20 protein-coding genes are annotated in these 21887 nt (G+C 69.6%); 4 read left to right on the top strand and 16 right to left on the bottom strand.

The annotated features are described in order from the left end of the window. The first annotated feature begins 30 nt into the window (after positions 1–30). Entirely contained in the window at positions 31–1260 is a 1230-nt protein-coding gene (locus CGZ93_RS19830; protein ID WP_176451581.1) for a septal ring lytic transglycosylase RlpA family protein, read from the top strand. An 82-nt stretch (positions 1261–1342) separates the two neighbouring features. Here the strand turns inward: CGZ93_RS19830 and CGZ93_RS01230 are convergent, their stop codons facing one another. The 7 genes from CGZ93_RS01230 to CGZ93_RS01200 form a co-directional block, all read right to left on the bottom strand. Beyond that, positions 1343–1801 (bottom strand): pyridoxamine 5'-phosphate oxidase family protein, encoded by a 459-nt coding sequence (locus CGZ93_RS01230; RefSeq protein ID WP_094362319.1) that lies wholly within the window; start codon positions 1799–1801, stop codon positions 1343–1345. Beyond that, on the bottom strand, positions 1798–2127 hold the full coding sequence (locus CGZ93_RS01225) for a thiamine-binding protein (RefSeq protein ID WP_094362318.1): 330 nt from the start codon (positions 2125–2127) through the stop codon (positions 1798–1800). Before CGZ93_RS01225 ends, CGZ93_RS01230 begins: the two co-directional genes overlap by 4 nt. A 58-nt stretch (positions 2128–2185) precedes the next feature. Beyond that, a complete protein-coding gene (locus tag CGZ93_RS01220) occupies positions 2186–3283 on the bottom strand; it encodes an SGNH/GDSL hydrolase family protein (RefSeq protein WP_094362317.1) in 1098 nt (365 codons plus the stop codon). Positions 3284–3418: 135 nt separating this feature from the next. After that, positions 3419–5011, bottom strand: a complete 1593-nt coding sequence (gene cydC, locus CGZ93_RS01215; protein WP_094362316.1) for a thiol reductant ABC exporter subunit CydC — start codon at positions 5009–5011, stop codon at positions 3419–3421. After that, on the bottom strand, positions 5008–6672 hold the full coding sequence (cydD, locus tag CGZ93_RS01210; RefSeq protein ID WP_094362315.1) for a thiol reductant ABC exporter subunit CydD: 1665 nt from the start codon (positions 6670–6672) through the stop codon (positions 5008–5010). The genes cydC and cydD overlap by 4 nt, the downstream gene beginning before the upstream one ends. Before the next feature lie 20 nt (positions 6673–6692). Further along, positions 6693–7736 carry a cytochrome d ubiquinol oxidase subunit II gene (cydB, locus tag CGZ93_RS01205; RefSeq protein ID WP_094362314.1) on the bottom strand — a complete coding sequence of 348 codons (1044 nt, stop codon included), beginning with the start codon at positions 7734–7736 and terminating at the stop codon, positions 6693–6695. Positions 7737–7751: 15 nt separating this feature from the next. Further along, the gene (locus CGZ93_RS01200; protein WP_094362313.1) at positions 7752–9230 is read right to left on the bottom strand and encodes a cytochrome ubiquinol oxidase subunit I; all 1479 of its coding nucleotides are present in this window, start codon (positions 9228–9230) and stop codon (positions 7752–7754) included. Positions 9231–9319: 89 nt separating this feature from the next. Between CGZ93_RS01200 and CGZ93_RS01195 the strand changes: the two genes are divergently transcribed. Continuing rightward, complete coding sequence (locus tag CGZ93_RS01195; protein ID WP_094362312.1) at positions 9320–9691, top strand: BlaI/MecI/CopY family transcriptional regulator; 372 nt, start codon at positions 9320–9322, stop codon at positions 9689–9691. A gap of 10 nt (positions 9692–9701) precedes the next feature. Here CGZ93_RS01195 and CGZ93_RS01190 read toward each other — a convergent pair whose 3' ends face one another. The 5 genes from CGZ93_RS01190 to CGZ93_RS01170 form a co-directional block, all read right to left on the bottom strand. Next, entirely contained in the window at positions 9702–11720 is a 2019-nt protein-coding gene (locus tag CGZ93_RS01190) for an ABC transporter ATP-binding protein (RefSeq protein WP_094362311.1), read from the bottom strand. Further along, on the bottom strand, positions 11717–13450 hold the full coding sequence (locus CGZ93_RS01185) for an ABC transporter ATP-binding protein (protein ID WP_094362310.1): 1734 nt from the start codon (positions 13448–13450) through the stop codon (positions 11717–11719). Before CGZ93_RS01185 ends, CGZ93_RS01190 begins: the two co-directional genes overlap by 4 nt. Next, positions 13444–14046 carry a TetR/AcrR family transcriptional regulator gene (locus tag CGZ93_RS01180; protein WP_141211026.1) on the bottom strand — a complete coding sequence of 201 codons (603 nt, stop codon included), beginning with the start codon at positions 14044–14046 and terminating at the stop codon, positions 13444–13446. The genes CGZ93_RS01185 and CGZ93_RS01180 overlap by 7 nt, the downstream gene beginning before the upstream one ends. Positions 14047–14055: 9 nt before the next feature. Next, positions 14056–14418: a hypothetical protein gene (locus CGZ93_RS01175; RefSeq protein WP_094362308.1), complete on the bottom strand. Its 363-nt coding sequence runs from the start codon at positions 14416–14418 to the stop codon at positions 14056–14058. Positions 14419–14685: 267 nt separating this feature from the next. Beyond that, positions 14686–16047, bottom strand: a complete 1362-nt coding sequence (locus CGZ93_RS01170; protein ID WP_094362307.1) for a hypothetical protein — start codon at positions 16045–16047, stop codon at positions 14686–14688. A 133-nt stretch (positions 16048–16180) separates the two neighbouring features. Between CGZ93_RS01170 and CGZ93_RS01165 the strand changes: the two genes are divergently transcribed. Beyond that, positions 16181–16840: an HAD-IA family hydrolase gene (locus tag CGZ93_RS01165; protein ID WP_229117113.1), complete on the top strand. Its 660-nt coding sequence runs from the start codon at positions 16181–16183 to the stop codon at positions 16838–16840. A 25-nt stretch (positions 16841–16865) separates the two neighbouring features. After that, positions 16866–17252: an isocitrate lyase/phosphoenolpyruvate mutase family protein gene (locus CGZ93_RS01160; protein WP_094362306.1), complete on the top strand. Its 387-nt coding sequence runs from the start codon at positions 16866–16868 to the stop codon at positions 17250–17252. 7 nt (positions 17253–17259) lie between these two features. On the opposite strand, the gene CGZ93_RS01155 is transcribed toward CGZ93_RS01160, so the two are convergent. From CGZ93_RS01155 to CGZ93_RS01140, 4 genes are read right to left on the bottom strand one after another with little or no spacing between them, the layout of a single operon-like run. Then, entirely contained in the window at positions 17260–17640 is a 381-nt protein-coding gene (locus CGZ93_RS01155) for a RidA family protein (RefSeq protein WP_094362305.1), read from the bottom strand. A gap of 14 nt (positions 17641–17654) precedes the next feature. After that, positions 17655–19271: an N-acyl-D-amino-acid deacylase family protein gene (locus tag CGZ93_RS01150; protein WP_094362304.1), complete on the bottom strand. Its 1617-nt coding sequence runs from the start codon at positions 19269–19271 to the stop codon at positions 17655–17657. Then, complete coding sequence (locus CGZ93_RS01145) at positions 19271–20521, bottom strand: alanine racemase (RefSeq protein WP_094362303.1); 1251 nt, start codon at positions 20519–20521, stop codon at positions 19271–19273. Before CGZ93_RS01145 ends, CGZ93_RS01150 begins: the two co-directional genes overlap by 1 nt. Before the next feature lie 30 nt (positions 20522–20551). After that, complete coding sequence (locus tag CGZ93_RS01140) at positions 20552–21838, bottom strand: MFS transporter (RefSeq protein ID WP_229117112.1); 1287 nt, start codon at positions 21836–21838, stop codon at positions 20552–20554. Positions 21839–21887: the final 49 nt, after the last annotated feature.

The following is a 21887-nucleotide window of genomic DNA, read 5'->3' as shown; positions in this document are numbered from 1 at the left end:
TCGGCACGACAACAGTGTTCGGGAGTCGAGTTGCGCAAGGTAGTTCCTCTGGCCGTGGCCGGCGGTGTTCTGGTGGCCTCCGGTGGCGTCTTCGGCGCCAGCCAGGCGATGGCCAAGGACGTCGAGGTGAGCCAGGACGGCGTACCCATGAAGGTCCGCACCTGGTCGGGAAGCGTCGGTGACGTCCTCAAGGCCCAGAACATCGAGCTCGGCGAGCACGACCAGGTCGCCCCCGCCGTCGGGGAGAAGCTGGCCGACGGTCAGCAGATCAGCGTCCGCTATGGCCGCCGGCTGAACCTGACTGTCGACGGCAAGAATCAGCCGCTGTGGACCACCGCCACCACCGTCGAGCAGGCCCTCTCGGAGATGTCGATCCGCGACGAGTCCAAGCTCTCCACCTCCCGCTCCGCCGGGATCGGCCGCGAGGGCCTCGACCTCAGCATCGAGACCGCCAAGCAGACCACCATCGTGGTCGGCGGCGAATCCCGCACCCTGATCACCGCCGCCGAGACCGTCGGACAGGCGTTGGCCGAGGCCAACATCCAGGTCGCGCCGACCGACCGGATCGACCCGGCCGCGGAGACCGCCATCACCGAGGGGCTCACCATCGCGGTGAACAAGGTCGACACCAAGGAGACCACCCGCGAGATCGAGATCCCGTTCAAGACGGTCCGCAAGGAGACCGCCTCGCTGCCCAAGGGCACCGAGAAGGTGGAAACCAAGGGCGTCAAGGGCAAGACCATCGAGGTGTGGACCGAGCGCTTCGAGAACGGCAAGAGCATCGAGAACAAGCTGACCTCCAGCCGCGTCGACAGGGCCCCGGTCGACGAGGTGGTGCTCGTCGGTACCGGCAGCACCGCCACCCCGACCCCCAGCAAGTCGCCCAGCAGCGCGCCCTCCTCGGCGCCGTCCACGTCCAGCTCCAGCAAGACCACCAGTGGTTCCAGCGGCTCCGGTGGCTCGACCGGGGGCAGCCCGGCCGTGGGTCAGTCCTGCACCGCGTCGATGTATGACGAGCCGCAGATGACCGCCACCGGTGAGGTGTTCAACCCGAACGCGATGACCGCGGCACACAAGACGCTGCCGCTGAACTCGATGCTGAAGGTGACCAACCCCAAGAACGGCAAGACCGTCACGGTGCGGATCAACGACCGCGGCCCCTACGTCGGTGGGCGCTGCGTCGACCTGTCGAAGGCCGCCTTCGCCGCCATCGGCGACGTCGGCGCAGGCCTGATGACGGTGGTCATCCAGCCGCTCTGAGTCGGTTCAAAACCCTTGTACGCCCGGGCCCCGGTCCGGGCGTACTGCATTCCAGGCAGCGATCCCGGAGCCTGCCGAAGGGTCAGAGGTCCGCCTTGCGGAAGTCCCAGCTGACGATCTTCTCGGGTCGGATACGCAGCCAGGCGTGCCGTCCGTCGTGGTGGATGCCCCCGCTGGAGTACCGCTCGGCGTACGCCTGCTCGACGTCGACCAGCTCGGGCACCTCCTCGCCGGTCCGCGGGATCTCGCCCGCGGGTTCGGCGACGCCGCGGATCTCCACCCCGCGCAGTTCGGCATAGTCGACGCCGGCGTCGATCACCACGCTGACCCGCGGATCGCGCATCAGGTCGGTCCAGCGCTGACTGCGCACCACCGAGGTCAACCACAGCGAGGACCCGTCCCAGAGGAACCACAGCGGGGTGACGTGCGGGGCCCCGTCGCCGCGGACGGTGGCGACCCGGCAGGTGCGTTCCTCGGCCAGGAAGGCGTCGAGTTCCTCGGGGGTCATCGCGATCCGGGCGCCCCGGCGCTGCGGTTTCATCCCGGTTCTCCGCATTCGGCCTCGGAGCGCTCGGCGGTACGCTGCAGGGCCTGCTCGAGGCGGTCCAGCTTGCCGGTGAGCTCGCCCGCGTGCCCGGGGCGGATGTCCGCCTTGAGCACCAGGGAGACCCGGTTGCCGTAGGCCGCGCAGGCCTCGGTGGCCCGTTTCACCACGTCCAGGCACTCCTCCCAGTCACCCTCGATGGTGGTGAACATGGCATCGGTCCGGTTCGGCAGGCCCGATTCGCGGACCACGCGGACGGCGGCGGCCACCGCGTCGTGCACCGATTCGGAGCCGGATGGGGCGACAGAAAAAGCTACCAGCATGCAGACAAGTCTGCCCCCGCCGGAGCGGGGGCAGACCTCGGGGTGGCTCGGGGGTGGGTCAGCCCTTGGCGCGGCGCAGCGCGTCGGCCTCGCCGCGGGTGACCTGCTGGCCCTTCAGGGCCTTGTCCTGACCGCTGGCCAGGGTCTGCAGCTCCTGATCGCTGACCCCGCCGCGACGGGCCGCGGCGCGGGCCTCGGCCGAGTTGAGGTCGGGGGCCTGGACCCGGCCGATCAGCGGGTTGTTCGCGTTCGCTCCGCCGAGGCGGGCGCGAACGCTCTTGCCGGTGCTGGAATCCCGCACGGTGGCGGTCTTCCGGTTGTCGGCGTACGCCCGGGTCGCCAGCGACGCGCTGGGCGAGCCGAGCGCCGGGGAGATCGCGTTGGCGTACGCCGTGTAGCCGGCGGTGTTCGGGTGGAACGACTCCATCGCCAGCGCGGTCACGTTGTGCAGATAGGGCTGGCTGTCACAGATGGCGTGGCCCATGAACGGCTGGGTGACCTCGACGAAGGTGAGCCCGGCGGAGGTCGCCGCCTTCTTGATCTGGGCGTTGAGCCGGTCGGCGGCGTTGTTCATCCGCTCCATCTCGTGGGCGGTGAAGAAGGTCACCCAGGAGCAGTCCTGACCGTTGAACAGCCGCGGATAGCCGGCCACCACGATCTTCGCCCGCGGGGCGCGGGACTTCACCTCGGCGTACACGCTCGCGAGCTTGGCGGGCAGCACGTTGTCGCCCTTGGCCTCGGCCTCATCGACCGCCTTGTCACAGTTGCCCCACCAGGACGGCTTCATGCACTCGATCACCACCGGCGCGAAGCCGACGTCGTTGCCGCCGATGGTCAGGGTGACGAAGTCGGTGCCGGTGGACAGGGCCGGATACTGCTTCGGCATGTCCGCGGTGACCGCTCCGGAGCACGCCTGCAGGTCCAGCTCAAGACCCTTCTTCGCGGCCAGCTGTCCGGCGAAGGAGTTCGGCGAGCGGAAGCAGATGGTTCCGTCGATGATGTAGTCCCCGCCGCCGTCGCCGGCGGAGTAGGAGTCGCCCAGGGCGACGTAGTCGTTGGTGGTGTCGGCCAGGGCCGGGGTGAATCCGGCCAGCGTGCCGAGCGTGACGATCGCGCCGGCCGCCGCCGCGCGCCGCAGGTGCTTCGTTGCACTCATTCGGGTGTCCTTCGTTCGGGCCCGGACGGGGGTGTCGCAGGCGGTCCGTGCCGCCAGCCTCACAGGTCTTCAGGACGAGTGACCACGGGAATGTTCCGGTTGCCACCAAGTCTGGTCGTGTGTCCCACAGTGGGCTCAGCCGAGGCGTACCACCCGGTCGCAGGCGTCGGCGAGCCGCTGATCGTGGGTGATCACCAGCACGGCACCGTCGGCGGTGAGTCGCCACAAGTCCTCGAGCAACCCCTCGGCGGTCTCGGCGTCCAGGTGCTCGGTCGGCTCGTCGAGGATCCAGCACTGCCGCACCCCGACCAGCACCCGGGCCAGCGCCAGCCGTCGAGCCTCACCGCCGGAGAGCTTCGACCCCTCCTCACCGACGATCCGCTGCAGCGGCAGCTCCAGCCCGGCGCGCGCCAGCGCGGTCCGCACCTCGTCGTCGCTGGCGTCCCGATTGCCGATCCGCACGTTCTCGGCCACCGAGGTGTTGAAGATGTGCGCGTCCTGGGCCAGATAACCCACGGTGCCCCGGGTGGTCGCGCTGCCGGCCAGCGGCGGGATCAACCCCATCAGCGTCGCCGCGGCGGTCGTCTTGCCGATCCCGCTCGGGCCGACCAGGGCGACCCGCTCGCCGGGGCGTACGCCGAGGCTCACCTCGGTCAGCAGGGCCTGCCCGACCGGCCAACCCAGGGTCGCGCGGTCCAGCTCGAGCAGCGGTTCGGGGTCGGGTCGCTCGTCGGCCCGATCACCCCGCCCGATCGGCAGGGCCGCGAGCACCTCACCGACCCGGTCCAGCGCGGTCCGTGCCCGGGTCAGCGTCTGCGCGGCCTGGGTCAGTGGGGCCAGCACCTCATGCAGCGCCAGCGGCACCAGCACCAGCACCGCCAGATTCACCCGCGACAGCGACCCGTCGGCCACCGCCGGTACGCCGACCCACAGCGCCACCAGCACCGCGGCCCCGGCGGCCAGCACCTGCAGCCCGGCCGCCGCACCGCGGACCACGGCGGCCCGCGATTCCGCCGCCCGCATCCGCGCATCCACCGCCAGCAGCGCATCCCGCCTGCTGGTGTCGCCATAGGCCGCGAGGTCGTACGCCGAGCGGTTCAGCTCCCGGGTCAGCACGGCCAGCTCGGCCCGCAGGCCCACGGTCTCGGCGTCCGCCCGGCGCGAGGCCAGCGCCGCCAACCGGGGCACGATCCAACCCGCCAGCACCGCCGAGACCAGCAGGGCCAGCCCGGCGACCGGCGACAGCACCCCGACCGCGGCGCTGACGGCGACCGCGAGCAACCCCGCCGACGCGAACGGCACCGCCACCCGGACCACCAGGTCCATCACCGCGGCCACATCCGAGACCACCCGGATCAGCAGGTCACCGCGGCGCCGGCCGAGCAGCGTGGTCGCCGCCAGGTGCGCATAGGTGCGGATCCGCAGCGCGCTCTGCAACTGCAGCGCCACCTCGTGCGACACCAACCGCTCGAGATAGCGGAAGACCGCCCGGGACAACCCGCACGCCCGCACGACCACGATCGCCACCTGCAGGTGCAGCACCGGCGGGTGCTCGGCGGCGCGCGAGATCAACCAGCCCGAGGCGCCCATCAGCACCACCCCGGACAGCGACGCGAGCAGCGACAGCAACAGCGCCGCGCCGAACCGCAGCCCCGCCCGCGGTACCTCCGAAGCCAGTTCGCGGGTCAGCTGCAGCACCCCGCGGGGCCGGGTCGAAAGAACGCTCATGGCGCCACCACCGACTCGACCCGTGGTACCCCGAGTCGCACCACCCGATCCGCCGCGGCCAGCACCGCCGGCCGGTGGGTGACCACCAGCGCACCGGCACCGCTGCGGCGTACCGACTCGATCACGCGAGCCTCGGCGTCGGCGTCCAGCCCGGCCGTCGGCTCGTCCAGCACCAGCAGCCCGGCGCCGGCGCGCAGCCGCAGCAGCGCCCGGGCGACCGCGACCCGGCGCAACTCGCCGGCCGACAGCTCGCTGCCGTCGTCACCGACCGGCCGCTCCGGGGCCAGCGCCTCGGCACCGGCGGCCCGCAGCGCCGCGGTCACGGCGGCCTCGTCGGCGTCCGGGTCGCCCAGGCGTACGTTGTCGGCGATGGTGCCGGCCACCACCCCCGGCTGCTGCCCGACCCAGGCCAGCGACCGTCGCCACCGGGCGAGGTCGAGCTCGGCCAGGTCGGCATCCCCGATCATCACCCGGCCGGCGCTCGGCACCAGGAAACCCATCAGCACCGCCAGCGCGGTCGACTTGCCGCACCCGCTCGGCCCGGTCAGCGCCACCACCTCACCGGGTGCGAGGGTCATCGAGAAATCGCTCAGGCTGTCGACATCGCTCCCGGCGTGGCGTACGCCGACCCCTGCGAACCGGATCGGCACCCCGGCCGACGGCGCCGTCGAACCACCGGTCCGCTGGGCGCCCTCGATGATCGCGAACGCCTCGTCGGCCGCGGCGATCCCGTCGACCGAGTCGTGGTAGTGCACGCCCACCTGACGCACCGGCAGATAGCACTCCGGCACCAGAATCAGCACGAACAGCCCGGTGGCGAGGCTCAGGTGCCCCTCGACCAGCCGCAGCCCGATCGGTACCGCGACCAGGGCCACCGAATAGGTCGCCAGCAGCTCCAGCACGAACGACGACAGGAACGACACCCGCAGCGTGCTCATGGTCTCGCTGCGGTGCCTGCGCTCGGTGATGACCAACCCGCGCTCCTGGGCCCGGGCCCGGCCGAACACCTGCAGGGTCGGCAGCCCGGCGACCAGGTCACCGAAGTGGTTGGCCAGCCGCGTCTGCACCCGCCAGCTCCTGTTCATCCGCGCCTTGGTCGCCAATCCGATCAGCACCATGAACACCGGGATCAGCGGCAGCGTCAGCGCCACCACCACCGTGGAGGTGAAGTCGGCGGTCAGGATCGCCACCCCGACGATCGCCGGCACCGTCAGCGCCAGCGCCAGCTGCGGCAGATAGCGGGCGTAATAGCCGTCGAGCGCGTCCAGACCCTGGGTGAGCAGGGCGGAGAGCTGCCCGGTCGGCACCCGGGTCGCGCCCGGGGCGCTCAACCGGGCGTCGATGATGTCGGCGCGCAGCTGCGACTTCACCGCGGCCGCGCTGCGATGCGCCAGCCACGACCCGAGCCAGGCCAACCCCGCGCGCCCGAGCAGCACCACGGCGAGGACGCCGAGGGCGGCGGCCAGCCCACCGAACGGAAAACGGGCTGCGGCCCCGGGCGTCGATGCGGCATCGAACGCCCGGGCCACGACCCGTGACAACAACCACGCCTGCGCCACCACCAGCAGCGCCGTCGCCGACCCCACGGCCACCGACGCGACCAGGAAACCGCGGGTGGCCCTGGCTCGGGTCAGCAGTCGACGGTCGATCGGTCCGGCCATGGATGACGAGCGTAGTCGGCTCAGCCGACCGGCTGCTCCTCCGGCTGTTCGGCCGGCAGGTTGCGGGTGCTGATCCGCTTGCGGAAGACCCAGAAGGTCCACGCCTGATAGCCCAGCACGACCGGCACGAACACCGCCGCAGCGATCGTCATGATCTTCAGCGTGTAGGGCGTCGACGCGGCCGCGGCCACGGACAGGTCGTTGCCCGGCTCGAGCGCGGTGATCGCGTTCGGGAACATGCAGGAGAAGATCATCACCATCATGGCCAGGATCGCCACCACGGTGCCGAAGAAGGCCCAGCCCTCACGGCCGCGCCGGTTCATCAGATAGGCCGCGACCACGCCGACGATGGCGAGCACCGCGGCGACCCAGGTCAGCACGCCCTTGCCGTACGCCGCAGCGGTCCAGACGCTGAACAGGGTGAGCAGGCCGACGGCGGCCAGTCCGACCTTGCCGCCGAAGCTGCGCGCGGTGTGCCGGATGTCGCCCTTGGTCTTCAGTGAGATGAAGATCGCGCCGTGGAAGAGGAACAGCGTCACGAACAGCAGACCGCCGACCAGGGCGTAGGGCATGAACAGCCCGAAGAAGTTGCCGACCGAGGTCTCCATCACCCAACGCCGTCCGGGCAGGGCGACGATGGGCAGACCGCGGACGAAGTTGGCGAAGCCGACCCCGAACACCAGCGCCGGCACGAACGAGCCGAGGATGATGCACCAGTCGAATCCGCGCCGCCACTTGGCGCTGTCGCGCTTGTGCCGATATTCGAAGGCGACGCCGCGGAAGATCAGCGCGATCAGGATCAGGAACAGCGGCAGGTACAACCCGGAGAACAAGGTGGCGTACCACTCGGGAAAGGCGGCGAAGGTGGCGCCACCGGCGGTGAGCAGCCACACCTCGTTGCCGTCCCAGAGCGGGCCGATGGTGTTGATCATCACCCGACGGTCCTTCTCCTTCTTGCCGAGCAGGCCGACCAGCATGCCCACCCCGAAGTCGAATCCTTCGAGCACGAAATAGCCGATCCACAGGACGGCGACCAGGATGAACCAGAGCGTTGCGAGTGTCATTTTCCCTTACCTCACTCAGTACGCGAACGACAGGGGAGCGTCCTCGTCGTCGAGGACCTTCGGTTCGGACACCTCGGGCAGCCCGAGCTTGATGTACTTGACGAACAGCCCCACCTCGACCACGGCGAGCGCGCCGTAGACCAGGGTGAACCCGATCATCGAGAACAGCACCATCGCCGGCGAGACCCCGGGCGAGACCCCGGCGGCGGTCGGCATCACGCCGAACACCACCCACGGCTGGCGTCCCATCTCGGTGAAGATCCAGCCGAACGAGTTGGCGAACAGCGGAGCGAACGGGAAGACGATCATCCCCCAGCGCCACACCTGGCTGGTCGGCAGTTGGCTGCGCCGCGCCTGGAACAGGCACCACAACCCGATCGCGATGCCCAGGAAGCCCAGCCCCATCATGATCCGGAACGTCCAGTAGGTGATCGGGATGTTCGGGGCGTAGGTGGTCATCCGCTTGGCGATCTCGGGGCCGTACACCTTTTCCAGCTGGGGTGTGTACTGCGCCTGATATTGGGTGTTCAACGGGTTGATGCCCTGCACCTCGCCGGTGAAGTTGTTGTGGGCGAGGAAGGAGAGCAGCCGCGGGATCTTGATCGCGAACACCTCCTGGCTGCCGTCCAGGCTGCCGATGGTGAACAGCGAGAAGTCCGCCGGCTGCTCGGTCTCATAGAGCGCCTCCGCGGCGGCCATCTTCATCGGCTGCACGTCGGTCATCACCTTGCCCTGCAGGTCGCCGGAGACGAGTACGCCGAGGCTGCCGATCAGCATCGACACCGCACCGATCTTCAGCGCGGTCCGCCACGCCTTCTCCTCGCGTTCCTCGTGTGCGATCGCCTCGGGCCTGGCCGCGGCGCGACCGAGCCGCCACAGGTGCCAGCCGGCAACCGCGGCGACCAGGGCGCCGGAGGTCATCCACGCGGCGGTGATCTGGTGCGGGAAGGTGACGAGGAACACCGGGTTGAACAGCACCGCGCCGAAGTCGTTCAGCTCGGCCCGGTTGCTGGCCGCGTTGAACTGCCAGCCGACCGGGTTCTGCATCCACGAGTTCGCGGCCAGGATGAAGATCGCCGAGATGTTGGTGCCGATGGCGGCCAGCCAGATCGTGGCCAGGTGCACCTTCTTCGGCAGGCGGTCCCAGCCGAAGATCCACAGGCCGAGGAAGGTCGATTCGAGGAAGAACGCCAGCAGGGCCTCGAGCGCAAGGGGCGCACCGAAGATGTCGCCGACGAAACGGGAATAGTCGGACCAGTTCATCCCGAACTGGAACTCCTGCACGATGCCGGTGACCACGCCCATGGCGAAGTTGATCAGGAACAACTTGCCGTAGAACTTGGTCAGCCGCAGGTGGTTCTCGTTGCCGGAGCGAACCCACATGGTCTGAAAGATGGCGACCAGGAAGGACATCGCCAACGTGATCGGGACAAAGAGGAAGTGGTAGACGGTGGTGATTCCGAATTGCCACCGCGCCAGGGTCTCTGAGCTCATGGGCAAAACTTACTACTCAGTGTCGTAGTATTGTGAATCGAGGCCCGCTAGTGTGACGAGCGCAATACGGCTGAGGCGAGGTGACCCCCATGGCGCTGCTCGGAGAACTCGAGACCAAGGTGATGGAAGCGCTGTGGCACGCCCCGGAACCGCGCTCGGTCCGCCAGGTGCACACGGTGCTGGTGGGGGAGCGTGATCTGGCGTACACCACCGTGATGACCGTCCTCGACCGGCTGGCGAAGAAGCAGATCGTACGCCGCCAGCGCGACGGCCGGCAATGGCTCTATCAGCCGAACGCCAGCCGCAGCGTGCTGATCGCCGAGGAGGTGCTCGAACTGGTCACCGGGACCGAGGAAGAGCGCCGCGAGATCCTCACGCAGATCGTCGCCCACCTCGCCCCCGCCGACCGTGCCTCCCTGACCGAGGCCATCGAACTCATCGAACGCCCCCACGCCGGCTGAGTCGACCGACTCAGTCCACCAACTCCACCGGCGCCGCGAACTGCGAGCGGTACAACCGGGCGTACGCCCCATCGGCGGTGAGCAGTTCGGCGTGCGAGCCCTGCTCGACGATGCCGCCGTTCTCCATCACCAGGATCGTGTCCGCGTCCCGGATCGTGGAGAGCCGGTGCGCGATCACGAAACTGGTCCGGCTGCTGCCCGCTGCCCCCTGGTCGCCCCTCCGGCGCAGGGCCGCCATCGCCTGCTGCACCAGCGCCTCGGTGCGGGTGTCGACCGAACTGGTCGCCTCGTCCAGGATCAGCAGCGCGGGGTCGGCGAGGAAGGCACGGGCGATGGTGATCAGCTGCTTCTCGCCGGCCGACACCCCCGCCCCCTCCTCGTCGATCACGGTGTCATAGCCGTCCGGCAGGGAGTGCACGAACCGATCCACGTAGGTCGCCCGGGCCGCGGCGATGATCTCCTCCTCGCTGGCACCGGGCCGGCCGTAGGCGATGTTCTCCCGGATCGTGCCCCCGAACAGCCACGTGTCCTGCAGCACCATGCCGATCTTCGAGCGCAGCGCCGAGCGGGGGACGGTGGAGATGTCCACCCCGTCCAGGGTGATCCGGCCGGCGTCCAGCTCATAGAAGCGCATCACCAGGTTGACCAGCGTGGTCTTGCCCGCCCCGGTCGGACCGACGATGGCGACGGTGGAGCCCGGCCGCACGTCCAGCGACAGGTCGGTGATCAGTGGACGCTGCGGGGTGTAGGCGAAATCCACGTGCTCGAAGCGAACGTGGCCGCGGGCCGTCTCCAACTCGATACCGCCCTCGGGCACCTCCTCGGCCTCGTCCAGCACCTCGAACACCCGCTCCGCCGAAGCCACCCCCGACTGCAGCAGGTTGGCCATCGACGCCACCTGGGTGAGCGGCTGGGTGAACTGCCGCGAATACTGGATGAACGCCTGCACATCGCCCAGCGTCATCGCCCCGCTGGTCACCCGGAGCCCGCCGATCACCGCGATCACCACATAGTTGAGGTTTCCGATGAACATCATCGCCGGCATGATGATGCCCGACACGAACTGCGAACCGAACGAGGCCTGATAGAGCTCGCAGTTGCGCCGGTCGAACACCTGCTGCACCTCGCGCTGGCGGCCGAACACCTTCACCAGCGCGTGCCCGGTGTACGCCTCCTCGACGTGCGCATTCAGTTCCCCGGTTGACTTCCAGGTCTGCTTGAACAGCTTCTGCGACCGCTTGCCGATCGCCATCGTCAGCACCATCGAGATCGGGATGGTGACCAGGGCGACCAGGGTCAGCAGGGGCGACACCAGCAGCATCATCAGCAGCACGCCGATCAGGGTGAGTAGCGAGTTCACCAACTGGGAAAGGGTCTGCTGCATCGACTGGGTGATGTTGTCGATGTCGTTGGTGACCCGGGACAACAACTCCCCGCGGGGCTGGTTGTCGAAATAGCGCAACGGCAGCCGGTTGAGTTTCGCCGCGACGTCGCGGCGCATCCGCTGCACCGTGCGGTTCACCACCCCGTTCAACAGGTATGCCTGCAGCCACAGCAGCAGCGAGGAGAACACGTACAACCCCAACGCCAGCAGGACGATCCAGCCGAGCCGGGTGAAGTCGATGCCCACCCCGGGGACGGCGGTCGAGTGCTGCAGCAGATCGGCGGTGGTCTGGTCTCCTCGAGCGCGCAGGCCAGCGATGATCTGCTCCTTGCTGGCGCCCGGAGCCATGGTCGCCATCATCGTGCCCAGCACGCCGGCGAACACCACGTCGGTGGCCATGCCGAGGATCTTCGGTCCCACCACCCCCATTGCCACACCGGTGGCCGCGAGCACCAGCACCAGGATGACCAACGGGCGCTCGGGGCGCAGCCGACCGACCAGCCGTTTCAGCGACGGCCCGAACGTGGACGCCTTCTCCACGGGGCGGGGTCCGTGCGGGCCGCCCAGCTGGGGTCCGGTCGGGGCGTGCTTCGGTCGCTCCGGGGCCCTGCGGACGGTCGCGCTGCCAGCATTGTCGGTGTTCATGCCGCCTCCTCCGCGCTCAGCTGGGAGTCCACGATCTCCGCATAGGTGGGACACTCGCGCAGCAGCTCCTCGTGCCGGCCCCGTCCGACGATCGCACCGTCCTCGAGCACGACGATCTGATCGGCCTCCACGATCGTGGACACCCGCTGGGCGACCAGCAGGATCGCCGTCTGCCGGGTCTGCGGCCGCAGGGCGGCGCGCAGCCGGGCGTCGGTGGCCACGTCGAGTGCGGAGAAGCAGTCGTCGAACAGATAGATCTCGGGCTTCTTCACCAGCGCCCGGGCGATCGACAGCCGCTGCCGCTGACCGCCGGACACGTTGGTGCCGCCCTGACTGATGCTCGCCGCCAGGCCACCGTCCATCGCCGCAACGAAGTCGTCGGCCTGGGCGACCCGCAGCGCCTCCCACAGCTCCTCGTCGGTGGCGTCGGGATTGCCGTGGCGCAGGTTGGAGGCGACGGTACCGCTGAACAGAAAGGGTTTCTGGGGGACCAGCCCGATCCGCCGCCACAACTCCTCGGGGTCGAGTCGGCGTACGTCGACGCCGTCCACCTCGACGCTGCCGGCGGTCGCGTCAAACAACCGTGGCACCAGGTTGACCAGGGTGGACTTGCCGGCGCCGGTGGAGCCGATGATGGCGGTGGTACGCCCAGGCTCGACGAGCAGGTCGATGTCGCGCAGCACCGAGCGCTCCGCGCCCGGATAGCTGAACCCGACGCCCGAGAATCGCACCTCGCCGCGGGTGTGCGCCGGGCGTACCGCTTCGGCGGGAGGCCGGACGGAGGTCTCGGTGTCCAGCACCTCGCTGATCCGCTCTGCGCAGACGGAGGCGCGCGGCGCCATGAACAGCATGAACGAGGCCATCATCACCGCCATCAGGATCTGGATCAGATAGGTGAGGAAGGCGGTCAGCTGCCCGACCTGGAGATCGCCGGAGGCGATCCGGTGGGCGCCGAACCAGATCACCGCGACCGAGGACGCGTTCAGCACGAACGTGACCGTGGGAAACATCAGCGCCATCAACCGTCCGACGCTGGTGGCCGTCTGGGTCAGGTCGTCGTTGGCCCGTTGGAAACGCTTCGTCTCGTGGGCCTCCCGGGTGAACGCGCGCACCACCCGGATGCCGCTGATCTGTTCGCGCAGGATTCGGTTGAGCGTGTCGATCCGGGTCTGCATGGTGCGGAACAGGGGGCTCATCCGGGTGATCAGCAGCACCATCACCGCACCGAGCGCCGGCACGGCGACGGCGAGCAGCAGGGTCAGTCCCGGGTCCTCGCGCAGGGCCATCACCACGCCGCCGATCATCGTGATCGGCGCCGCGACCACCATGGTGCACATCATCACGATCAGCATCTGCACCTGCTGCACGTCGTTGGTGTTGCGGGTGATCAGCGAGGGGGCGCCGAACTGGTTCACCTCCCTGGTGGAGAAGGAGAGCACCCTTCCGAACAGCGCCGCGCGGACGTCGCGACCGAAGCGCATCGCTGTCATCGCGCCGAACCGGGTCGCGGTGATCGCGCAGGCCACCTGGAGCAGGCTGACCCCGAGCATCGCCAGGCCGAGGCGCCAGATGTGGCCGATGTCGCCGCGGACCACCCCGTCGTCGATGATCGACGCGTTGAGCGTGGGCAGCCACAGCGAGGCCAGGGTGCCGATCAGCTGCAGCACCACGACCACCGCGAGCAGTCCGGCATAGGGCGCCAGGAAGCGGCGGGAGAGGCGGATCAGCATGACGGCCCCTGACTGGTCATGCCGTGCAGCAGGATGCGGACGACCAGTTCCGGATCGGTCACGGCGTGGTCGGAGATCATCGGGTGGGAGGTGGCGAACGCCATCGAACGGACCAGCGAGGCCGCCTCTGCCGCGCTGAGCGTCAGCTGGTCGGCATCCGGTTCGATCACCTCGGCGATCGCCGCCACCAGCCGGTCGCTGTGCGCCTGGTGCTCGGCCCGGCTGTGCGGGCGATGCTTCAGCGACGGGCCCGCGCCGGTGGCGTACATCGCCGCCATCAACCCGCTGATCTCGAGCACCCGCGCCTGCCAGAGCCGCACCACCTCGACCAGTCGTCGCTCGAGGCCGGCCGAGCAGTCGATGACGGCCAGGTCGGCGATCAGTGGGGCGGGGTCCATCGCGTGCGCGACGCACTCGCCGAGAAGCTCGTCCTTGCTCTCGAACACGCGAAAGATGGTGCCCTCTGCGACCCCGGCCGCCCGGGCGATCTCGGCGGTACTGATCTGGCCGCCGCGCTCGCGGAGCAACGGCAGGGTAGCCGCGATCAGCGACCGGCGGCGTTCCTCGGGCGGCATGGCCGGGGCTCTGGGAGTCACCCTGCCACGCTAAGTGAGTGAGTGCTCACTCCGCAACTTGTTTCGGCACTGGACGGCCTGCGCCGCCTGCGTGATGGACATCTGCTGCCAGCCGCGGATGTCCAGCAGGCCGCCGTTGCTGGTGTGCGACGCCACGCCATGGAACGCGCGCGACGACTTGACGGTGTGGTTGATCTCGGCAACGCTGCCCCAGCCGACGCTGGTGCGCCGCTGGAACAGCCCGACCGAGTCACGATCACCGAAGCGCAGGTTGCACAGGTGCGACTCCTGCAGGGCGGTGGCGATCGCCACCACCTGGCCGCGCTGGGGCACGCCGTGCCCCTTGCCGACGGCGATGATCGTGCGGGCATTCTCCCGCTGCCGCGGCAGCACGCTGCCGGAGCGGGGGTAGTGGTCGAGGCAGGACTTGGGGTCGCTGGTGGTACAGCCACCGGCGGTGCCGGCGTACGCCTGGGTGGACGCGACCGTCAGGGGGTGGCCAGCGCGGCGGCGGCCACGAGGCCGATGGTCGCGCGTCGGATGGTGCGGGACATCGATCTTCCTTCGCTCTGGGAGTGATGGACGACCCCCACGCTAGGCACCCGCCCCGCGGCGTTGTCAGGTGGAAGGTTCCACCTCAGGGCCGTTTCCACCTCAGACTCAGTCCAGGTCGGTGTCGACGAGTCGTCGGGCGACCTCGGCGGCCAGGTGCAGGGCCGCGCGGCGGGTGGCCGGCCTGAGCTTGGCATGGTCGATCACCCCGCCCTCGGCCAGGTGGGGATCAGTCGGCAGCTCCACGATCGGGTGCGCCGACCCGAACCAGGAGGCGCCGTTCGCCTTCACCTTCGCCTGCACGTCGGCGGGCCCGTTGGTGGCGGCGATCACAGTACGCCGCAGCAGCTCGGGATTGCTGTCCTGCAAGGTTTCCAGCATCCGCGCCGCCGGAATCAGGCTGTCGGAGCGCCACTTGGTGGGCACCACCAGGCAGTCGGCCACCTCGGCGGCCGACACCCAGTTGGGGGCGGCCTCGTTGTTGCCGGTGTCGACCACGATCACCTGGAAGAACCGCGCGAACACGTTGTGCACGAGGTCGAAGTCCTCGTCGCTGATCACGCGGTCGGCGGTCTGCGCCGAGCCGAGGGTATAGAACGTGCCGCTGGCCTGGTGGTTCAGGAAATGGGCCAGGTCGGTGAAGTGGGCGTCACTGCGGCTCAACCGGTCCATCGCACCGAGCAGGTGGCGGACGTTGCGCCGGTGTGGGGATTCCGAGCGATCGGGCATCGTGCCGCGGAGTTCGTTGTTGTCCCAGGCGACCACGCCCCCGCCGCGGGCCAGGCCGAACGCGGCCGCCAGCAGCAGCGCCGTCGGGGTCTTGCCCGACCCGCCCTTGGGATTGGCCACCATGATCGTCACCGGCCGGGTGAACACGGTCTTGGTGACCTCGGTGTCGCGGTTCTCGTCGAGTTCGCGCTGGGTCGGCCCCAGCCGCAGCCGGGATCGCCAGCCCGCTTTCGCCCGCGGTTGCGCGGCCGGGGTGAGCTGGGCGATCAGGTCGCCGGCCGAATAGCGGTTGCCGGTTTCCTCCCGGGGCCTGCGGGTCTCGGCGCCGGTCCGGGCCGCCCGCTTCTGCGAGCGGGGCTCGGGGCGGTTGCCGGGCGTCCGCTCCTGGTTTCCGAGCGCGGCCGGTTGGCGTGGCGCCCGGGTCTGCGGCCCGTCCGGCTGCTCGGTCGCCGACTGGTGCTGGGCCGACTCCTGCTGCGCCTGGCGGGGCGACTGCTGCGGCGCCGACTCCTGCTCGGAGCGCTGGCTGGCCGGCTCCTGCGGACGCGCCTGTTCGTCGACGGGGGTGTCGGCCTGCTGCCGATTCTCGCGGGACTCCTGCTCGGCGGCCCGGGCGGCGTGGTGCGCGCGGGCGCTGGCGGCGTCGCTGTCTTCGGTGGGGTCGTCGACAGTGAGCTCCGAGTCGTCCTCGGGTCCCCAACTGCGACGCCCGAACCGACGCTCCGTGGTTTCCTCGGGCATACTGGCGTCTCCATGAGCCGAACTGTCGGTCATTGTCCCCTCCGGTCCCTGCCAAACCGTGGACAAACCTAGCATCACGAATCACAGGGAATGCGATTCGTCACAGGGGCGCTGGAGTTGTGAGAATCGTCCGGTGGCGCATTCAGAACTGTTCAACCGCGATTTCGCGGCCGTGATCTTCGACATGGACGGGACCCTGGTCGACTCGACCGCGGCGATCGTCCGCTCCTGGACCAGCTGGGCGATCGAGTTCGAGATCACCGAGCAACAGCTGCAGGGATTCCACGGCGTACCCTCCGGCGACGTGGTCCGTCAGCTGGTGCCCGCGGCTCGTGCCCAGGCGGCGATCGAGCGGATCAACGCCCTCGAGCTCGACGACGTGACCGACGTGGTCCCGCTGCCCGGTGCGGTCGCCGCCCTCGCCGACGTCCCGGCAGAGCGGGCCGCCATCGCCACCTCGTGCAGCGCCCCGCTGGCCCGCGCCCGGCTCGCCGCGGCCGGGATCGAGGCCCCCGCGGTCCTGGTCACCGTCGATGACGTGAGCCGCGGCAAACCCGCACCCGACCCCTTCCTGAAGGCCGCCGAGCGGCTGGGTGTCGACCCGGCCGACTGCCTGGTGGTGGAGGACGCGCCCAAGGGGCTGCAGGCGGCTGCCGCGGCGGGCTGTGCCCGGTTGGCCGTGGTCACCACCACCCCGGCGACGGAGTTGGTGGCGGATGCGGTGGTGGCCAATCTGGCCGCGGTGCGCTTCCAGGCGGCCGGCGACCGGGTCCGGCTGCTGCCGGCCGGGTGAGGCGAGGCCCGGTTAGGCTCGGCCAATGACGCCGGAGCTTCGGGCCAGGTTCTCCGATCTCCATGCCGGTGGCTGTTTCGTGCTGCCGAACGCCTGGGACGTCGGCTCGGCGAAGCTGCTGCAACGGGCCGGGGCGCTCGCGGTGGCCACCACCTCGTCGGGGTTTGCCGCCGCGCTCGGCCGGCACGACGAGACGGTCACCCTGCCCGAGCTGCTCACCCACGTGCACGCGCTGACCACGGCGCTCTCGGTGCCCCAGCTGGCGGCAGCGGGCGTACGCCGAGTCTCGACCGGCGGATCGCTGGTCTTTGCGGCGTACGCCACCCTGGACCGCATCGCGCGGGGCCTGCTCGACGAGGGAACCGCCGACTTCGACGTGCTGTCGGCGGACGGCCGCCGCGCGTTCGACTGATCGCCGATCAGTCCTGCGGAATCGCCGCCACCACGTCGATCTCGACCAGGATGTTGGCCAGCTGCGAGCCGACGGTGGTGCGTACCGGATAGGGCTCGGTGAAGAACTCCCGATAGGCGTCGTTGAACTCGGCGAAGTCGGCCAGGTCGGCCAGGTGCACCGTGGACTTCACACAGTCGTCCAGGGTCAGCCCGTGCTGGGCGAGCACCGTGGCCACGTTGCGCAGCGTCTGGCGGGTCTGCTCGCCGACGGTGTCGGCCACCTTGCCGGTGGCGGGATCCTGCGGGCCGAAGCCGGCGGTGAAGACGAACCCGTTGGCGATGACGCCCTGGCTGTACGGTCCGGCCGGCTGCGGGGCCTCGGGGGCGTGGATTCCGACCTTGCTCATCCGGTTTCTTCCTTTCATTGTGGGAAAATCTGGTGGGTTCGGGTACGCCGCAGTCCGCGGCCGGGGTGGGCGCCGGTGAGCTCGCCGTCGCGGAGCACAGGCGTTCCGGCGACCAGCACGTCGTCGATGCCGACGGACAATCCGAGCGGTTGATCATAGGTGGCGGTGTCGGCCACCGTGTGCGGGTCGATCACGAGCAGGTCGGCGACCGAACCCACTCGGATCCGGCCGCGCTCGCCGAGTGCGAACCGGTCGACCGGATGGCTGGCCAGGTGGGCGACGGCGTCGCTCCAGGTCCAGCTCTGCTGCTCGCGCACGAACTCGCGCAGATAGCGCGCGAAGCTGCCCCGGGCCCGCGGGTGCGGGTGGGCGCCGATGAAGATGCCGTCCGATCCGCCCACGTGCTCGGGGCGGGAGAAGATCCGCGCCAGTTCGGCCGGGCCGCGCTCGTGCGGCACCGCCATCACCACGTTCACCTCCAGCCGGGCCGCGGCCAGCAGGTCGAGGGCCAGATCGATCGGTTCGGCCTCGACCCGGGCGGCGGCCTGACGCAGCGAGAAACCGTGTGTCCACGAGAACTCCGGGGCCGCGACGTGGGCCAGGGTGATCATCTCCGCCCAACCGGTGCCGAGGCTGGCGCTGGTCGTCACCCGGGCCAGGCAGGACTGGCGCAGGGCGGGACGCCGATCGGGGTCGGTCAGCGCCGCCAGCACCTGGGGCAGCGGTCGCGCCGACAGCGCGTGCGGCAGCAGTGGCATCGCCAGCAGGCTGCACCCGCGGACATAGGGATAGGCGTCGAAGGTGGCACTGAGCCCGGCTGTGGCCAGCTTGTCCAGCTGATCCAGCACGATCGGGGCGTCGGCGTGGAAGTGGGACACGTGCACCGGCAACTCGGCCCCGGTGGCCGCTGCGGTCAGGCGAGCGATCTCCGCCACCTCGGCGATTCCGGCCGCCGTGTTGGCCTCGTAGCCGCCCCGCAGGTGCGTGACGTAGACCCCGCCGGAGCGGGCCACCGGGTGGCACAGGGCCGCGATCTCGCTGGCCTGTTGAAAAATCCCGGGCACATAGTCCAACCCGGTGGAGAGCCCGACGGCCCCCTCGGCCAGCCCCGACTCGACCAACGCGGTCATCGCGACCGTCTGCTCGGGCGTCGCCGGCGCCTCGTCGCGGCCGCACACCTCGAATCGGACGGTGCCCGCCGGCACCAGGCAGGCGGCGTTGAGCGGACCCGCATCGTCAACACTGCTGAGATATCCGGCCACCCCGTCGCCCCGATAGGCCGGATGCGGTCCGTTGATGGCGGCGAAATAGTCGGTGGCGTAAGCCCCGTCCCCCGGCGGATAGGACACCCCGTCCTGGCCGGCGATGATCGTGGTCACCCCCTGCCGCAGCAGCGCCAGCTGCACCTCGGGATCACCCAGCAGCCCGTCGGCGTGCGAATGCGCGTCCACGAACCCGGGCAGCAGCAACCGGTCTCCGGCGTCGATCACCAGGTCGTCGGCTCGGCGGTCGACCTCACCGACGGCCCTGATCCGGCCGTTCTGGACAGCGAGGTCGGCCCGGCGTACGCCGTCTGCGTGGGGAATCGAGCCGCCGCGCAGCACGATCCGTGAGTCCGCTGGCGTGCTCATCAGAAGTGCGTGCGGACCAGCTCGACGACGCGGCCGGACTCCCAGGAGTCGACGACCGGCAGCACCCGCCACTTGTCGAACGCCGTGCACGGGTGGGATAGCCCGAGCTCCACCACCGAGCCGACCGGGAGGTCGGTGGTGAGGAAGGCGTGCTGATCGTTGAGCTCGGAGATGCTCGCCTCGAGCGGTCGCCACGGTGCGCCGAGGTCGTCGGCCAGCTGGCGCGGGATGGGAAGCCCTTCGTCATATGGGAAATCGCGCTTGCCTCCGTCGAGCAGCACCAACCCGGGTTCGGTCGAGGAGATCACCCGGCCGATTCCGCGCATCGCCGCCTGGAACCGCGGCCCGTCCTGGCCGGCGGTTTCGCCGAAGGGGGAGAGCTGGCGATAGATGCCGTCGTCGTGGGTGACGTACGCCCCCGAACGCAGCACGAACCGGGCCGCTCCCTGGCCGGCGCCCGCTGCGGCGTACACCTCGGCGACGACGTCGAAGAACCCGCTGCCGCCCGCGGTGACCAGGGCCGGGGCGTCGTCGTAGAGGTGCTCGATCGCCCGGTGCAGTTCGATCTGCCGCTCCAGGAAGGTGCGCACCGCGGCCACCGTCTCGGTGTTGCGGTGGGAGTCGATCACCCCCTCATAACCGGCCACGCCGGCCAGCCGCAGCACCGGTGAGGCCGCGATCCGTTCTGCGATGGCGATTCCGTCGGCCACGCTGCGAGCGCCGGCACGCCTCCCTGGTACGCCGAGCTCCACGCACACCTCGAGCGGGCGGGGTGGTGCCAGCTCGCTGAGCGTCCGGTCGAGCACCGCGACGGTGTCCAGGCAGTCGGCCCAGCAGACGAAGCGGAAGTCGGGGTCGGCCAGCTCACCGACGAGCCAGCGCAGGGCCCGCTGGTCGAGGGCGCTGTTCGCCAGCATGATCGAGGTCAGCCCGAGGCTGCGACCGGTCCGGACGTGCCCCATCGTGGCCAGGGTGATCCCGGTGCTGCCGGCCTCCAGCTGTCGTCGCCACAGCGCCGGGGCCATCGTCGTCTTGCCGTGCGGCATCAGCTCCAGGCCGCGCTCGTCCACCCAGCGTGCCATGGTGTCCACGTTGTGCCGCATCGCCGCGTCGTCGAGCACGATGAGCGGGGTCCAGAAATCCGCCAGCCGGGGCTCCGTGGTGAGGAACTCCTCAGCGGTCAGGCCGAACGCGCGTTCCGGAATGCCCTTGTCGGCCGGGCCCAGCCGCGTCTGGTCTGCTCGATCCATCACCGTTCCTCCTCGGATGCCGGCTTCCACTCAATCACCCAGCGACTCGGCGCCGCGCAGGGCGTGCAGACGCTGGCCGTCACGGCTGAAAGTGGCCGTCGCGGTGGCGATCGCCCCGATCGCGCAGATGGCCGCCGAATAGACGACCACGGGCCAGAACTGGCCGCCGGCCCAGGAGACCAGCGCCACGCAGATCGCCGGGGCGAGACCACCGCCGACGGTGTTCGACAACTGGTAGCCCAGGTTCACCCCGGTGGTGCGGGCTTCGGGGTCAAACATTTCGACCAGCATCGTCTGCAGGGTGGCCTGCATCGCCACCCCCGGGATTACGAAACCGATGATCATGCCGAGCACGACCATCCAGAAGTTGCCCGTCGAATAGAGCAGGAAGGTCGGATAGACGAGGGCAGCGAAAGCGATGCAGCCGAAGATGTAGACCTGACGGCGCCCGACCTTGTCCGAGATCAGCCCCCAGGTGGGCGCCACGAACACCTGGCAGGCGCCGACCAGCAGGGTGCCGATGATGCCGTACTGGGCCGGTACTCCCTTGCTGACCAGGAAGGAGATCGCGTAGGTGAGCACGACATATCCGGCGATCGACTGAGGAAGACCGATCAGGATGCCGAGGATCGCGTTCTTGGGGTGTCGGAACACCTCGACGAGCGGATTGAGCTTCTTGCCGGTGCGCTGCTGGGTCTGCTGGACCTCCTTGAAGTCGTCTGACTCCTCCAGGTGGCGGCGCAGGATGATGGCGATCACTGCGAGCACCAACCCGAGCAGGAACGGGATCCGCCAGCCCCAGGTCATGAACCAGCTGGTGCTGCCCGCACCGAGCGCGGCCATCAGGCCGGCCGACCCGACGTTGGCGATGCCGGCGCCGCTGATCAGAAAGGCGCCATAGAAGCCGTGACGGCGCGGTGGTGAGTGTTCGATCACCATCGTGGCGGCGCCGCCCATTTCCCCGCCCACAAAGAATCCCTGGAACATCCGACAGATCAGCAACAGGATCGGCGCCGCGATGCCGATGCTGGCCGCGGGTGGAATCACGCCGATTCCGGCGGTGGCCAGACCCATCCCGACAACTGTGATCATCAGTACCGCCTTGCGACCAACGCGGTCTCCCACGATGCCCCAGATGATGCCGCCGAGCGGACGCAGCAGGAAGCCGACGGCAAAGGTGGCAAAGGAAGCAAGCTGGGCCACGGCCAGGCTCTTGCTCTGGAAATAGACCGTCGGGAAGACCGCGGCTGAGGCCAGTCCATAGAGGTAGTAGTCGTAGTACTCCATCAGCGTGCCGATCGCCCCGCCAGCGATCATCTTGCGCTGTTTACGAGTCAGTGGTTCAACTGTCTGCGCCGTGGTCAGT

Source organism: Enemella dayhoffiae, from assembly GCF_002250625.1.
In the GTDB taxonomy this organism is placed as follows: Bacteria; Actinomycetota; Actinomycetes; order Propionibacteriales; family Propionibacteriaceae; genus Enemella; species Enemella dayhoffiae.
Note: the sequence above shows the minus strand (reverse complement) of the source record. Positions and strands in the feature narration are given on the sequence as shown.